Source organism: Micromonospora sp. WMMC250, assembly GCF_027460215.1.
In the GTDB taxonomy this organism is placed as follows: Bacteria; Actinomycetota; Actinomycetes; order Mycobacteriales; family Micromonosporaceae; genus Micromonospora; species Micromonospora taraxaci.
Genome location: NZ_JAPZBJ010000002.1, coordinates 7,517,369 through 7,532,067 on the forward strand (window position 1 = coordinate 7,517,369; position 14,699 = coordinate 7,532,067).

Below are 14,699 nucleotides of genomic sequence, written 5' to 3' on the forward strand. Positions count from 1 at the left end.
GCCGCTCGTCCTCGGTGAGGTCCTCCGCTGCTTCCTCAGTCACATAGACAACGGCTGGTCGCAGGCAACGTGTGCCGTCCCACCTAGGGTGACTAAGGGGCAGTGGCCGTGTGCGGCGCTGCGGGTGGGAGGCTCCGTGGTCACCGCGCGCGGCGAGGCCCCTCGAATCAAGCGCCACCTCGGTCGTGGCACCTGCCTTGTGAGCCGTCCACGCTCGAAGCTAGTCGACGGCTTCCCAGGCCAGCGCATCGGGTCGTTGCCCGCCGCTGGTGAGGAACTGTCGTGCCGCTTGCCGCGCGGTCGTGTTGGTGACGCGGGTGCGTTCGGGCCACGCGTCGGTGGGTGTGCCGGCGTAGTCGAAGGTGAACGTGGGCCCGGGTTCGAGGTCTGGCTGGTATCCCCAAGCGCTGCTGCCGTCGGCAGCGACGTGATAGACGAACGACCGTTCAGGGTGCCCGACGCAGATGTCGAGCATCACGGGAAACTCGCCTCCGCCTGGGGCGATGAGGGTGACGCAATAGGGCAGCTGCTCGGCGTGGGCGCGGCCGATCGTGTCCAGTGTGGCGTCGAGGTCGGCGACGGTGCTGACCGACGCGGCACCGTCGCCGCGTCCCCAGGTGATGTCGATGCTCATCGCCGGATCCCTTCTCCTGTTCCGACGTATAGCTTATGGAGCCATGTCCGGTCGCCGTCGGTGAGGAACACCGTCAGGCGTGTTCCGTGCGGCAGGATCGCGGCGAGGATCTTTTCGCAGACCAGGGGTCTGATCGGATCGTTGCAGGGGGTGTGATTGAGCACGAGCGTGGCCCTTGATGGGCTGCCGGCACGACGCAGCATGGCGGCGGCCTGCGCCTCGGCGTGGTCCATCACGATGGCCTGAGCCAGCGGCGGTTTGAGTCCCACTCCGGCGGCGGGAAGCCTGCCCACCCGGATCTGCCGGCTGCGCAGCCGGCCGTCTGGCTCCGCGGAGAAGTCAGGATCGCGCATGATCGCCCCGTCGGCGAGGAGGAACGCCTCGGTCTTGTCCTGCGGTTCGCTGCGACGTGTCAGACTTGCGGCCGCCCGAAGGACTGCCTGCGGTGGGTCCGCAGGTGCGGGTGGTCGGCGGTTTCCGCCGCCACCCGCGGTCAGTTTCCCAGACCGCCGAGCCCACGCACCCGCGTGAGGATCTCCTCGACCTTGTCCGCTGACTGACCGACCGTTATGCCCGCTCCATCGAGCTGCTGTGAGCTGCGGTCCACCATCGTGGCAGTGCTGTGATCGGCGGCGCCCTGCAGCGCCGCTCGGATCAACGCCCGTGCTTGGTGAAGCTCGGAGCCGGCAGCTCGCATCAGTTCCCGAGCCTGGTCAAGATGCGCTTTGGCTTGAAGAAGCCGACTGATCAACTCTGCCGCACTCACCCCAATCACTGTGCCAGAACATAGACGTGCGCAGGTTCCTGCCATGATTCCACTCGACGACCACCGTGGCGGATCAGGCGGGCACTCCTAGCGCGAGAGGCGTGGGCGGCAGCCGATCACCGACCAGGACACCTATCTCGACTGGTGGCCGTGTGGCGTCGGCTCGCACGAGTTCTGGCAGGACTTCGACGCCGCCGCGGCGCAGGCCGTCGCCGCTGCCGGGCTCGGCCCGTCCGAGCACAATGACGCGGTCTCGTGGCTCACCGAGTCGGCCCTGACGGACAACATCGCGATCGCCGGGCGTCGCGAGAGCCTGCGCAACCGGCTCGACAAGCTGGCCGGCACCACCACCGACCACGAGCAGATTCCCACCATCCCTGACCGCAGCGACCTATGGAGCCTGCGCGGTATGTACCCCGAGCCGGCCTGGGCCATCGCCCGTCCCCACGCCCGACGCACCGCGCAGAGCATCTGCGCCATCGTCGGCTGGGATCCCGAGAGCCCCGCACCGCCCGACGGACACCCGCTGCACGAAATTGGATACCGCGCCTGCCTGCACGCCAGCAAGGCCGCTCTCGTCCCGTACGTCCACGACGCCCACCTACGCGAGATCGACGCCTTCCGTCGTGTCGCCCTCGGCAAGCCGTGGCACCTCATCACGTCATGAGGAAGCTGCGACGGTGGGTGATTCGGTCAGCCGCATGGAGAGCAGCACGTCACACTGTGAACCATTGGTCGCAGTGCCGCTGATCGAACTCCGGGGTTTAGTCAGGTCAGGGTCTGAGTCCAGTCCCGGCCACGCTGGTGTCTCTGTCGGCTATCCGTCACGCTCTGGCGAGCATCACCTTCTCGTAGTGCGATGATCAGGTGGGGCGAGCGCCAGGGGAGTACCGTCGCGAGTCCGGTGCCCTGCTGGGCACGATCGCCGTCGGTCTGGCTATCAACATCGTGACGGCGCGCACGGATAGCTGGCATGGGCCGTGGCGGCTTGTCCTTGACTACGCCTACCTGTGGCTTCCGCTTTGCGTTGTCCTGTGGCTCGGCTGGCGGTACTTCCTGCACCGCCGGACGGCGGTCACGTGGCGGAGCGCGGAAAGCCCGTACCCTGGCCTCGCGCCGTTCACGGGGGAGCGGGCGGGTGTGTTCTTTGGCCGCGACCGCGAGGCAAGCGACGTGCTGCACCGGCTGGAGCGCTCGGGGTCGGCGCCAGCGACGCGGATCGTCGCTATCGTCGGTCCGTCGGGAGTGGGCAAGTCATCGCTGATCCGCGCGGGCGTCATCGCTCGACTACCACGGCGGTGGACTGTGGTGGGTCCGCTTCGCCCGGCTGCCGATCCGTTCATGAGCCTCGCCGCTGCATTGGCGGCTGGCCCGACCGCTGTGCTGCAGACGGCGCGACTGTTGCGCGAAGAAGCCGCCTCCCCGGAAGCCCCACTCCAGGTTGTGCCAAGCTTCCTCGCCGCCGCACGCGGCCCCGTATTGCTCGTTGTCGATCAAGCCGAAGACCTGTACACGATGACCGACGGGCAAGATCGAGCCCAGTGGTGGAGCCTGCTGACCCGGACGCTTACGGTGCTGCCGGAACTTCGCATACTGGTGGCGATCTGGCCCGAGTTCCGCCGCCGGCTCACCGATCAGCAGGCCGGCTTCATCACCCGGCCGGTGGCCATCGGCCTGCTGGACCCGGCCCGCATTCGACAGGCCATCGCGGGGCCTGCCCGGGCTGCTGGACTCACGTTCGAGGACGACCTCATCGACCGCATGACCGCCGACGCCACGGTCGGTGACGCGCTTCCCCTGCTCAGCCACCTGCTACAACGCCTGCACCTACAGTCCGACCGCCAACACGTCACGGTGGCCCAGTACGAACAGGCCGGGGAGGTGGGTGGTGCCATCGCAGCTCACGCCGAGCAGATCTACGAATCCCTCACCGCGCGCTACCCCCAACACACCGTCGACTCTGCTCTGCTGCACGGCATCGCTATGGAAGGCAAGGAAACCGTACGACGGATGATCCGCCGAGCCGACCTCGATACCACCGCCGCCCACATCCTTGAAGAGTTCAGGGCAGCCCGTCTGATCACCGATGTCGAGGACGGCACTTGCCTTGAATTGACCCACGACGCACTGTTCCGCCAGTGGCTACGACTCGCCGCTCTGATCAGCGCCAATGAGGAGCGCCTGCACCGCATCACCCGGCTCGAACACCGCGCGGCAGCATGGCAAGCGAACCCACAGACAGACGACCTCTTACGCGGCCAAACGCTCGCTGATGCCCTGGCGCTGGCAGCCGAGGCGACTCTCTCCACCGCAGCCCGCCAGCTACTCGACGCCTCTCGAGAGACCGATCACCAGGCTCGCGCCCGACAGTCCGAGCGCGTTGCGGAGTTCGCGCAACAGGTGCGTCGACAGGACCACGAACTAGCCGTGACGCTCGCCCACACCGCGCTACACGAGTTGCCACCCACCCCTGCGGCGACGATGACGCGATGGGCCCTGACCGCCACACCGCGAACAAGGCACCTCTCCATTGGACACACCACCGGCATCACCTCCGCGGTCTGGCTGCCCGACAACCAAGGACTGCGCACCGCCGACAAGATGGGCCGCGTCTGCACCTGGGACGACACCGGCCGCCTTACCGGGGTCGCCTTCGCCACTGACTCAGATGCGTGCGGTCACACCCTGCTCAGTGCCACCGGAACCCATGCCCTGACCGAGCACGATCGAGGCGTCATGCTGTGGCGCGTCGCGGACGGCCGCAACCTGGGCAGGCGAAGAGGGAGTCTCCTGACATCGTTCGACTCGGTCTCGTGGGGCGGTGACGTCTGCTTCGCGGGAACGTTCGACTACCGAGCCGTTGACGTCTATCGCTTAGATGATGACGTACCAGGGTTGGTTACGAGCGTCCCAGCCACAAGTGTTCACGCCACGGCATGGTCCCCTCAAGGTGACCGGCTGGCCATCGCCTCAGATGATCTGCTGCTCGTGATCAGCATCGGCGAGCAGACGTCGGAGGTCCTGCGACAGAAGGTAGCGTGGTCAGACCCGGTGTTGTGCTGGGCGCCCGACGGAATTCGCCTCGCGGTCTCAGCCGCTCCGGCGTTCTCAATGCGCCGCTCTGCGACCCTCGCACGGGAACGCCGCACTCTGTGGATCTACGACACCGATACCGGCCAAGCCGCCGAAAGCGTGCCTCCCGGCTTGGCCGAAGCAATGGCGTGGTCGCCCGTCGAGGATGTCATCGCCTACGCCGTGCGTCGAACACGACACCAACACCGCGTGGCGGTGATCGACGTCGCCACGGGACGGACAGTCGAGCGGCGGGCACGTCCTCACCAAATCAGCACGATCGCTTGGTCCTCCGATGGCAAGCGAATCGGCCTGGGAAGCTCATTCCACAAGGTGGAGGTCTGGGATGTTGTCGGCCGAAGCTTTCGCCGCCTGCCCACCGGTAGCCTGCGAGAAGTGTCATGGTCGCCGGAGCACAAACGAGCCGCCGTAAAGCGGACGGGAACGACGCCGGAGATCATCGAAACGGACGAGGCGACGCTCTCGTTGAGGCTCGGAGACGACGACTGCATGTCGATCGCGTACTCGCCGCTAGGTGACCTGGTCGCCACCGCCATGCAAGAACAGGTCACGGTGTGGGACGCGCGATCCGGTGTCCTGCGAGCACAGTGGGGTGCTCGTCCACGACCAATCCCGAAACACACAACGACATCGACGCCATTACCGTGGGTTTACGGACTAGCCTGGTCCGGCGACGGCTCACGGCTGGCCGTCCATACGCATTGCTTCTTCGGCAGAACGCTACCCGCCCTCTCGGTGTGGGACGTGACTAAAGCGCAGCGCCTAGCAGTTCTCGACGGAGGCGAAGAAAGCGGGGGAACGCTTGCATGGTCCCCAGACTCAGGCCTTATAGCGGCGGTCGTCAGCGAACACAGCGTGAGCCTATGGCGAGGAGATAACTACACCCTCGCCCATCAGTGGCAAACCGACGGGGAAGGCGAGGTAGCGGCCCTGGCCTGGTCGAAAGACTCCACCGGACTCGCTGCCGCCGTCGGCAACCAGATCGAGATCTGGAACGTGGTGCAGCGGGACATAAGCATGCGTTGTGTCGGCCACACAGGTGCCGTCCGTCAACTTAGCTGGTCACCCGACGGAAACCTGCTCGCATCCATCAGCGACGATGACACGCTCTACATCTGGTACACCCAAGACGGGCGGTCCCTCGGCGTGCTCGACACGCCAGACGGGATTGTTAGCAGCCTGTCCTGGCAAGACACCCTCATTGTCACCTACAACGACGGCAGGATCCTAAGCTGGGACGTATGCGGTGACCACGCGAACCGCTCGGTCGAAGACCGAGAACCGCGAGCGCTGACTGCCGAAGAACGCGAGCGATACGGGCTGCCGTCAGCGTCGACCGACTGAGACTCGCCGGGACGCGAGCGGGTCGACTTTAGCTTGATGGCCACGCGTTCAAACCTGCCACTCGATGATAGAGCGAGGCGCCAGACAAGCAGAGACCGATGCGCCCGAACTGCTATGCATGGTTGCGGAAGGTGATGAGCGCGCCGGCTTGAGTCAACCCTGGCCGTACCGTAATCTATGAGCATGTGCACCCTGAAATGGTGCTCATATGATGCGTACAAGAGTTCGAATCCCCCCTCGGACACCAGTACGTCTCATATGTGCGACGTAGACGTAGCGGTGGTCAAGGATGCTTGACCACCGCCGAAACCCATCCGATGCCGCGTCTGGGGCTACTCCCAGTGACCAGCGGCGGGCGAGCTCCGCGATGACGGGCGGCGGCTCGTCAGTGATTCCCGCCGTTGTTCTGCCGGGTCTAGCGTCTGGCGTGCGCGTTGCTCATGGCGCCCCTGCGGCGGCCATGAGGCGTCCTCCGCTACCACTTCCGAGTCTTGCCGCCACCCGAAGCAGTGCGGCTGTCTACGGTGTGGCGACGCTCGACTCGCGTGGTCGGATCGCCGACCGGTGCGCGATGAAGGAACTCCAGTGGACCCCCGGATTGCGACTGAGCATTCGGGAGCGTCGAGGGCTGATTGTCGTATCAGCTGACAAGCAAGGCGTCTTTAAGGTGACGAAGGAAGGCCACGTCCGACTGCCGGCAGTGGTCCGTCAATGGTGCGGCCTCGCCGCCGGCGACCGCGTACTCATCGTGGCTGAATCAGCCAGCAACCGCCTGGTGGTTCATCCGCCGGCAAAGATCGACGAGATGATCGGGCAGGCTCACGATGCGGTCTTCGGGGGCGAGCGTGAGTGACGCATCGGCGAGCCAAGCTGAGGTGGCAGCGGCTCGGCTCCTTCTTGCTCGGATGGGCATCTCGCCTGCCGACCTTTTGGACGCTGCCGTGGTTCGGCCTCCGTCGCCGACCTTCGCCGAATACGTTCCCGTGGTGGCGGCTGCGGTGTCGGCGGGTACGCGGCGTGCCTATGGCTCCTACTGGAACCGCGTGGTGGAGCACTGGGGAGAATGCAGGCTGGACGAGCCCACGCCTTCGGAGATTGAGAAGTTGGCGGAGTACGTCAAGACGCACGTTGTGGCCCGGCGAAATGCACGTGGAGGCCGAAGCGCGGCGGAGCATCTGATTGCCGCCTTGCGGTGTCTCTACAAGAGAGCAGTCGCCGACGGTTTCATTGCAGCATCCGACAACCCTGCGCTAAAGGTGGCGAAGCCGCGACGTTTGCCAAGCACGCGGCGAGCGGTGGCGGACACGCGACTGGCCGAGATCAATGAGGTCGCGGCCAGCACGGGTAACGACCCGGCTCTCGACACCTTGCTCTTGCGGTTGCACACCGAAACGGCGTGTCGGCGCGGTGGAGCTTTGGCGCTCCGTCCGGTTGACCTTGATCCGGATCAGTGTCTGATTCTGCTCCGAGAGAAGGGCGATTCGGTACGTTGGCAACCAGTTTCCCCGACGCTGATGAGATACCTGCAGCGGCATGCTGAGGAGCGGGGCGCGACGGAGGCGGGACAGTTGCTGCGCTATCGGGACGGTGAGCCCATCACGTACCGGCGCTACGACCATCTGTGGGTACGCATCGGCGAGCACCTGCCGTGGGTCTACGTGCAACAGATCAGCACCCACTGGTTACGTCACACTACTTTGACCTGGGTGGAAAGGAACTTTGGCTACGCTATCGCGAGAGCCTACGCCGGCCATTCAGAGGGTGGCGGTGACGCCGGCACGACAACCACCTATGTGAGAGCTTCATTGCCGGAAATCGCCGCTGCCCTGTCGGCGCTTACCAACGAGCCACACCCTCTAGTCTAGTCATCCGGTGGGGCCCGGCCTTGCGGGGCCGGACCCCACCGCGGGATCTGTCGGCGGTATGGAAGTGCAAGTAGGGGCCCAGTAGTTAATTGGGCATCCTGTCATTAAACCCCGCCCTGGTGGTGTTCCGAACGGCCGGTTCATCTAACTCAATGAAGCGGCGCGGACTTACCGCAATCGGGATAAGAGCAGTAGCCATTGGCTCCCGGGGTGTAGGAGTGACTTGGGCGGGTGTTCGATGAGCCTCGCGCGGTGGGACGATGTTTGTTGTTTGGATCCAGTCCGACAGCCGTACTAGATGCGTCCGGCTGTCGGACTAGCCGTGGTCCTGTGGCCGTACCAACCCCTGAGCCCGTCGGAACTCGAAGGCGATAGGCGGTCCGCGCCTTTTTGCGGCGGGCGTCTTCCACTTTCGGCCTGAACCGGATGACCCAGCCCAACTTCTCAAGTCGGTTCAGCCAGACGCCGATGGTGGAGCGGGCCAAACCTGTGGCATGTTCCAGGTCGGTCAAGCTCGGCGTGAATTGTGGAGGGATCACCGCAGTTGCCGTATCGGTCCAGGTCAAGAGCGTCAGGATAAGGTGGCGCCCGGAAGGACTGAGGCAACAGTCAGCGTCTCGAACCGCACGCTCTACGGCCCATCGATCTACCATGCGATACGCCCCTTCCGGCCGTGGTATTCACCGGTAGCTCTTGACGCCGTCTGGCATCGGAGCCTCGTGACGCTAGCGACGAACCTGGGCTCTGGCCAGGCATGAACCTGCTCGTCATGCGCTGTCGAGGTGTTGGCGGCGACGGTGACCTGCGGCTTTGGCGTACGTGGAGATGCGGCCACCATTGGCTGGTTCGGTTCGTGATTCGGGCAGGGTGGCAACTGCACACGCGCAGCCCGAAGTCACCGCGGGCGCGCGGTGAGTCGTCGCGGTACAGAGGGTGCGGGCTTGCCGGTGCCAGATTGTGGCTGCGGGGCGAGTCGGTTGGTCCAGTTAGTTCGACCCGTTGTGGATAGCGGAAACCAGTACGCGTCTCGCCTGGCTGTTGCCGCCGGCGCGTAGTGCGGCGACTGTGGCGTACGTCCGCCTGCTAGTCCTCAGTGGGGTTTGGGCGGGTCACTCGGTCTTGGGATCAAGCTTCGTTGGCTTCCGCTTAGGGGGGGTCTGCGCGGCTTGCTCCATCCTCAAGACGTTTTGGATGATTGCGGCGATGCCCTCGCGTCCCTCGGGCGACAGGTCTTGGATGGAGCGCATCATCACCTGAACCTTCGGGTCGGGTACGTCTGCGTCGTCCCCCGAGGGGTCCAGAAAGTGGCCTGGTTTGACCTCGAAGAACTCGGCGAGCGCTGTCAGCGTTGAGGCCGTCGGGTTGGAGTGCTCTGCAGTCCGCAGTCGCCGTACGGTCTCCTCGGAGATGCGATGGCCCTTGGCGGTGAGGGCCTGAGCTACTTCGGCATCGGTGTAGGGCCCCTTACCCGGGCGCTTGAGCGCGTACAACTCTCGAAGCCTGTCTCTGACTAGCGCCGAGCTCGTGCCACGTTGTGGCCGCTCGCTTGGTCCCCCCATGGCACCAGACTCCAACTATAAGTGGTCGGATCCCAACTATATGTGGAAGTTCCGCGTGATGTGTGCTTAGCTCTCTGTGCCGAAGCCACATAGATATGGCTGCAAAACCAAATCTATGCAGGTAGACGGTAGCGCATCGGTTGGCCTCGTTGGAGGGGGTCTGAGGCCCCGATTCGTTCTGCGGGGGTCGCGAAGCCGCGCGGCAACGCGGTCTCCGCTGGCCTGCTCGTGTGGTCAACGTTCAGGTCGTGACGGTAACGGGGGACTGGTCCGCGTCGGGCAAGCCCGGCGTTGGCCTGTGCCGTTCGACAAGCCTTGGGGGAGGCGATCGTGGACGCAGCAAACGGGCGGGCCGGCCGGCCCGCTGGCACCGAAACCTCTGCCGAGGTTCCCGGTGCCAGCGGGCGGGGGGAGCTGGCGGAACGGGCTACACCCGTCCCGCCAGCACGGCCCTCGATTGCAAAAGAGTCCGCGCAAGCCCGAGAGGACGCTGGGCACTGGTGGGAACAAAGCCCGGCGACCGGACCCCGGGAGATTCCCCGCGAGTTTGGCGCGGGTAGCCGAGTGGAGACCCTGTGGCTGCGCGCGGCGGCGCTACGTGCCGGCTGCCCGCTGGTCTGCGTGTCCTCGGCAGACGGCGGTACTGGCCGTTCGACGCTCACGGCGGCTCTCGGCGGGATCCTGGCATTTGCCAGCCCTGCCCCGATCGTTGCAGTGGACGCCACCGGCCGAGCGTGGGGTGGCCTGGGGCATCGCGCGCCTCGCGGCAGTTCAGCGACGGTGTGGGACGCGACACTCGCGGCCGAGAGGCTTGCTGAACCGGCGGTGGCGGAGCCGCTGATGCAGACGGGGCCGACTGGGCTTCGGGTCCTGGTCGGTGAAAGCAAGATGACCGCGCAACGGCGCCCTCCGACGTGGTCGGAGATGTTCGGCTTGGTTGGGCATCTGCGGGAGGTATACGCCCTGGCGCTGCTGGACCTGCCGGCGGCGGACAACACGCCGACGTGGCGGGCCTTGGGCTGGGCGACCGTGCCGGTGCTCGTCGCGCGGGCCTCGGTCGATTCGTTGCAACACACCATGCGCCTGCTGGCGCACCTGCGGGCCGTGGGCCTAACCGAAGTGGCGGACGGGGCGGTGGTGGTCGTGACGGCGACCTCGCACACCACTGCGCGTGAGGTACGGGCGATCGAGCATCTGGCGCGACAGGCGGCTGGCCATCTGGTGCGGGTGCCCTATGACCCGGTGCTTGCCCGCCCAGATCCGGTGGATCCCCGGTCGCTGAGCAAGCTGACGCGCTCGGCTTTGACCGACATCGCCGCGGCGGTGATCGACCGGTGCCCGGTCGACCTCGATCAGCCGGCAGGTAGTCCGCCGTCTAACTGACGGCACCAAACGGGGGGAACGCGGTGATGATTCTGCATTGGATGGCAGCAGCGTTGACGGTGCGAGCGCCCGACGCGGCGGCGTTGCTGGCGGCACCGGGGCCTACGCCGACGCCGCAACCGTCAGGCAGCGGCTTCGACTTCGACCGGATCAATCCGGACCCGGCAGCCGTCCCGCGATCGGATTTGTTCTATACGTTGGCGAACGCCGCGCTGTTCCTCGGTGTCGTGTCGGCGGTCGCGGGCCTCGCGGCCGGAGCCATCGCGTTCGGTATCGGGCCGATCTTTGGCGCGCACATCATCTCCGATCGCGGCAAAAGCATGATGTGGAAGGCGGGTTTGGTAGCGATCGTCATAGGTTCCACCACGACGATCATCTCCTTCCTGCTCACCGAGATCTGAGGCGACTCGGATGTCGATGTCAGCGTTCAAGCCGGCCACCGGTCGGCGCGGGTTCGGGTCGGTTGCGGCCGTCGTCGCGGTTGTCCTGATCGCGTTGGTGGGTGCCTTCGCATCCGGTCGCGCGAGTGCCCCACGGCAGGTGACGACTGAGGAGTACGCCGGCCGGCTACGGCAAGGGGTGCCGGTTGGTTTCCCGGGCACCCGGCGCGGTGCGGGTGACGCGGCGGCGGCGTACCTGACGTCGCTGGCCGCCGCCGGCGCTGCCCGCCCGGCTGCGGAGCGGCAGGCGGTCGTCGGGCTGATCGCGAGCCCGGGGTCCGCGCCAGCGGTGGCCGACATCCTCGGCGTCGGTTCGGAGCAGGGCACCGGGGCGGTGATCTCGCAGGTCGTCGTCGCTCGGGTGTGGGTGCCGGGCGACGACCTCGGCGCGGTGGTGCCGAACGGCGGTGAGGTGCCGGTGCGGGTGCTGCTGTGCGTGCTCAGCGGCGCGGTGACCGACGGGGTCGTCGCGGGGCCGCCGGCGGGACTCGCCGGCGGCTGGTACGTCCAGAGCGTCACCGTCCGCTGGGAGCAGGGCCGCTGGCGGGTGAGCGCCGCACGGCGGTCGACGCCGGTGCCGCCGCCGGACATGCGCGGTGCCCAGCGTGATGGGGGACCGCGCGACACCCAGCCGATGCTAGAGGTGCTCAGCGCCCAGTCATGGGTGCCGGGAACGGTGTGACCGCCATGAGCCCTCTGCTGAGCTGGCTGCGCCGGGCCGGTGCCGCCGCCGTGGCTGCCACCGTTGTGAGCGGCCTGGTGATGCCGGGGTCCGCAGCGGCGGCGCCGACGCCAGAGCCGTCGGCGTCGAGCGCTCCCTGTGCCGCCCCCGCCTCCAATGGGCAGCTGCCACGTCCCGGGGGACTGGACGAGTCGGTTCCGCAGGTGGCCTGGTGTTTGCCGTGGGTGCAGTGGCAGCCCGGCACGGGCTGGGTGACGGTGTGCAGCAAGGCGACCGGCGCGGTTGATCAGGAACGCTGCGATGCGGTGTCGGCGACTCTCGAGACTCCACCGCCGGACCGGACGCACTCCGTCCTCGACGACCGCCTGCCGACCGGTGGTCGTCAGCCGGTGCGGTGTGAGCGGTTCGCCGAGCGTGCGAGCGAGGAGCCGAACAACGCCGCCCGGTGGACTGCCAAGGAGAAACGGTGTGAGGCGCTGCGCGCGTCGCTGCTCCTGCACTCGTCGCTGCGCCCGGCAGAGGACTGCCCGACGTTGGACGTGGCGTGCCGAGTCGGCACGCAGGTCAAGGACGCCGCCCGGTCGGGCTTCGAGGGCCTGGCGGACATCGCCGTCGCGGGGTTCGCGTGGGCGCTGAGCAAGCTGGCCGAAGTCGTGTTCGAGCAGAGCTCCGCGGTGGCCGATGAGCCCTTCTACAACACCTACAACGACATCAGCGGCGTCCTGATCATCATGGTGCTGCTGGTCTTCATCCTGTCCACCGCGATCAACGGCATGCGGCTCAGCGGCCCAGGGCCCTTGTCGAGCCTCGGCGGGCTGGTCCGCGCGATGTTCGGCATTACGTTTGCCGGTGGCCTCGCGTTCACGTTGATGGCCGCGTGGGACGAGGCGACCATCGCGCTGATTCAACGCAACCAACAGCGCGACTGGCAGCCGTCCATGTGGGTTGACGCCTTGAACACTCTGACGGCGGACACCGGCACCGTGTTACTGGCCTTCGTGGTCGCGGTGATCAGCTTCGTCGGCCTGGTGCTGGTGTTCCTGATGCTGCTCTTCCGCTCGCTGCTGGCCGCTGGCGCGGCCCTGTTCGGGGCGATGGCGATGACCGGGCAGGTGATGGCCGAGACCCGTTCGTGGGGGCGGAAGTGGTTCTGGACCTGCAACGCGCTCGCGGCCAGCAAGTTCTTCATCGCCGCGCTGTGGATCTACGGAACCCGCACCACGTACGAGAGCGACAACGTCGTGAACGTGCTGCGGGGCATGTTCATCATCATCTTGATGGTCCTCGCGCCGTGGATTCTGCTGCGGTTGACGAGCATGTGGGATGGCTACCTCGCCGATGTCGACGCCCGAGGTTTCCTGACCTCGGCGGCGGGTGCGGTCGGGATGGACGCCGCCGCCCGCCGGCTTACCGAATCGTTCAGCGGCGGTGGGAGTGAGGGCGATGCGACGTCGCTGATGCAGGGCAACTCCGACGCGATTCCCACGAGTCCCGCGTCCGGGCCGGGCCTGTCCGGGGTCCGCGCCGGTGCGATCCCGGATGCCGTGGGCGCTCTCGAAGGCCGCGGGGGCAGCGGGAAGGTCGGTGAGCCGGTCGACGAACCCGGACAGGGCCAAGGCCAGGGCGGCGACGAGAACTGGCAAGAAGCCAATGGCATCGAGCAGGACTCCCGCACGGCGCAGGGCGACATGGCCCGAGGACAACTGACCACGCCCGGGGACGCGATGGGGGAACAGGGATCCCTCCCCGTGACCCCCGGTGCGATGCAGGAGCACCTGCCCGGCCACGGCGGCGGGGCTGGCGGCGGAGACCCGGCTGGGGGTGCCGCACCTGGCGGTCCCGGTGGGGCCGGGCCGGGCACCGCACCGGACGCCGACGCATCCGGCAGCGGTGGTCAGCCGAACAACAGCGGCACGGCCGGCGGGGAAGCCACCGGTGGAAGCCGCGCCGGGGGCGCGGCAGCGGGGGGCGCCGCCGAGGTCCCCATCATCCCGGTCTAGCGAGAAGGAGCCACGGTGACGCACTTTCAGTTCCCGCCACGGTCCACGCGCGGATCGGTCCTGGGCTTCAGCTGGGGCCAGATCGGCACGGCGGTGGCCGGGGTGATCTGCCTGGTCATCGCCGCGAACCTGCTCACCGTCGGCCGGCAGGACGCAGCTGGCGGCATGCTGCTGCTGTCCCTGCTGTTGATCACGGTGGGTCTGCTGCGGCTGCGCGGCCGGCGCGTCACCGAGTGGACGCCGATCGTCGTGGGGGCGCTGGTGCAGCGTGCGGCCCGACAGGACCGCTACCGCGGCGGCGCGTTCGCCGCCTCCCCGGGCGCTGAACATCTGCACTTGCCCGGCCCGGCCGCCGGCTACCGGTGGGTGCCGGCTCTCGCTGCGGATGGGCTGACCGAGGTGGGGCTGTTGCACCACCGCCGTGAGGGCACCGTCACCGCGGCGCTGATCTGCGCCGGCAGCAACCTCGTCCTCGCCGACACGTCCGTGCAGCAGCAGCGGCTGGCCTCGTGGGCGGACGTGCTGAACCTGTTGGGAACCGAGTACGCCGACAGCGGCCTGGTGCGCTGGTCGCTGACCGCCCGCGCGGTCCCGGACACCGGCAACCGGGCCCAGCGTTACCTCGTCCAGCGGGCTGTGGACACCAGCAGCCCGGCGTATGAGTCGTTGGCGGAGCTGACGGCGGCGGCGGCCCCGTCCACCCAGCGCCACGAGGTGTACCTGGCGGTCGTGTTCGACCTCAAGCGGCTGTCGGCGGAGATCGCCGACGCTGGCGGCACCGACGCGGCCATCGCCACGGTGATCCTGGACAAACTCGCCGGCATCGACGCCTCCGTGCGGGAGTCAGGTGTTGACACCGGCGGCTGGTTGACCCCGAGGGGGTACGCGGCGGTGCTGCGCACCCAGTTCGACCCGCAGGACCAACCGCACGTC

Annotated in this window: 13 protein-coding genes; 9 read left to right on the top strand and 4 right to left on the bottom strand. The window is 67.2% G+C overall.

Annotated features, from left to right (window positions below):
- Window positions 1–220: 220 nt before the first annotated feature.
- The 3 genes from O3438_RS34100 to O3438_RS34110 form a co-directional block, all read right to left on the bottom strand.
- Window positions 221–634, bottom strand: a complete 414-nt coding sequence (locus O3438_RS34100; RefSeq protein ID WP_269677964.1) for an Imm1 family immunity protein — start codon at window positions 632–634, stop codon at window positions 221–223.
- The gene (locus O3438_RS34105; RefSeq protein ID WP_269677965.1) at window positions 631–987 is read right to left on the bottom strand and encodes a DddA-like double-stranded DNA deaminase toxin; all 357 of its coding nucleotides are present in this window, start codon (window positions 985–987) and stop codon (window positions 631–633) included. Before O3438_RS34105 ends, O3438_RS34100 begins: the two co-directional genes overlap by 4 nt.
- A 140-nt stretch (window positions 988–1,127) precedes the next feature.
- Window positions 1,128–1,400: a DUF6244 family protein gene (locus O3438_RS34110; RefSeq protein ID WP_269677966.1), complete on the bottom strand. Its 273-nt coding sequence runs from the start codon at window positions 1,398–1,400 to the stop codon at window positions 1,128–1,130.
- Window positions 1,401–1,809: 409 nt separating this feature from the next.
- On the opposite strand from O3438_RS34110, the gene O3438_RS34115 reads away from it, so the two are divergent.
- The 4 genes from O3438_RS34115 to O3438_RS34130 all read left to right on the top strand — a co-directional run bounded on the left by O3438_RS34115 (window position 1,810) and on the right by O3438_RS34130 (window position 7,702).
- Window positions 1,810–2,067 (top strand): hypothetical protein, encoded by a 258-nt coding sequence (locus O3438_RS34115; protein ID WP_269677967.1) that lies wholly within the window; start codon window positions 1,810–1,812, stop codon window positions 2,065–2,067.
- A 200-nt stretch (window positions 2,068–2,267) separates the two neighbouring features.
- Window positions 2,268–5,837 (top strand): NACHT and WD repeat domain-containing protein, encoded by a 3,570-nt coding sequence (locus tag O3438_RS34120; protein WP_269677968.1) that lies wholly within the window; start codon window positions 2,268–2,270, stop codon window positions 5,835–5,837.
- Window positions 5,838–6,363: 526 nt separating this feature from the next.
- Window positions 6,364–6,690, top strand: a complete 327-nt coding sequence (locus O3438_RS34125) for an AbrB/MazE/SpoVT family DNA-binding domain-containing protein (RefSeq protein ID WP_269683339.1) — start codon at window positions 6,364–6,366, stop codon at window positions 6,688–6,690.
- Complete coding sequence (locus tag O3438_RS34130) at window positions 6,683–7,702, top strand: tyrosine-type recombinase/integrase (protein WP_269683340.1); 1,020 nt, start codon at window positions 6,683–6,685, stop codon at window positions 7,700–7,702. The genes O3438_RS34125 and O3438_RS34130 overlap by 8 nt, the downstream gene beginning before the upstream one ends.
- Window positions 7,703–8,811: 1,109 nt before the next feature.
- On the opposite strand, the gene O3438_RS34135 is transcribed toward O3438_RS34130, so the two are convergent.
- Window positions 8,812–9,192, bottom strand: coding sequence for a helix-turn-helix domain-containing protein (locus tag O3438_RS34135; RefSeq protein WP_269683341.1), 381 nt, complete (start codon window positions 9,190–9,192; stop codon window positions 8,812–8,814).
- 633 nt (window positions 9,193–9,825) lie between these two features.
- Here O3438_RS34135 and O3438_RS34140 point away from each other — a divergent pair.
- The 5 genes from O3438_RS34140 to O3438_RS34160 form a co-directional block, all read left to right on the top strand.
- On the top strand, window positions 9,826–10,644 hold the full coding sequence (locus O3438_RS34140) for a MinD/ParA family ATP-binding protein (RefSeq protein ID WP_269683342.1): 819 nt from the start codon (window positions 9,826–9,828) through the stop codon (window positions 10,642–10,644).
- Between the two features lie 41 nt (window positions 10,645–10,685).
- A complete protein-coding gene (locus O3438_RS34145) occupies window positions 10,686–11,045 on the top strand; it encodes a hypothetical protein (RefSeq protein ID WP_269683343.1) in 360 nt (119 codons plus the stop codon).
- 10 nt (window positions 11,046–11,055) lie between these two features.
- A complete protein-coding gene (locus tag O3438_RS34150) occupies window positions 11,056–11,766 on the top strand; it encodes a hypothetical protein (protein ID WP_269683344.1) in 711 nt (236 codons plus the stop codon).
- Window positions 11,767–11,771: 5 nt separating this feature from the next.
- Window positions 11,772–13,766 (top strand): hypothetical protein, encoded by a 1,995-nt coding sequence (locus O3438_RS34155; protein ID WP_269683345.1) that lies wholly within the window; start codon window positions 11,772–11,774, stop codon window positions 13,764–13,766.
- A gap of 15 nt (window positions 13,767–13,781) precedes the next feature.
- On the top strand, window positions 13,782–14,699 hold a 918-nt coding region (locus O3438_RS34160), incomplete at its 3' end, for an SCO6880 family protein (RefSeq protein ID WP_332367488.1).

What these genes read in the sequence shown, in the direction of transcription:
- O3438_RS34100 (WP_269677964.1), bottom strand. Translation starts at nt 634, where the DNA reads ATGAGCATCGACATCACCTGGGGACGCGGCGACGGTGCCGCGTCGGTC.
- O3438_RS34105 (WP_269677965.1), bottom strand. Translation starts at nt 987, where the DNA reads ATGCGCGATCCTGACTTCTCCGCGGAGCCAGACGGCCGGCTGCGCAGC.
- O3438_RS34115 (WP_269677967.1), top strand. Translation starts at nt 1,810, where the DNA reads ATGTACCCCGAGCCGGCCTGGGCCATCGCCCGTCCCCACGCCCGACGC.
- O3438_RS34145 (WP_269683343.1), top strand. Translation starts at nt 10,686, where the DNA reads ATGGCAGCAGCGTTGACGGTGCGAGCGCCCGACGCGGCGGCGTTGCTG.
- O3438_RS34150 (WP_269683344.1), top strand. Translation starts at nt 11,056, where the DNA reads ATGTCGATGTCAGCGTTCAAGCCGGCCACCGGTCGGCGCGGGTTCGGG.
- O3438_RS34155 (WP_269683345.1), top strand. Translation starts at nt 11,772, where the DNA reads ATGAGCCCTCTGCTGAGCTGGCTGCGCCGGGCCGGTGCCGCCGCCGTG.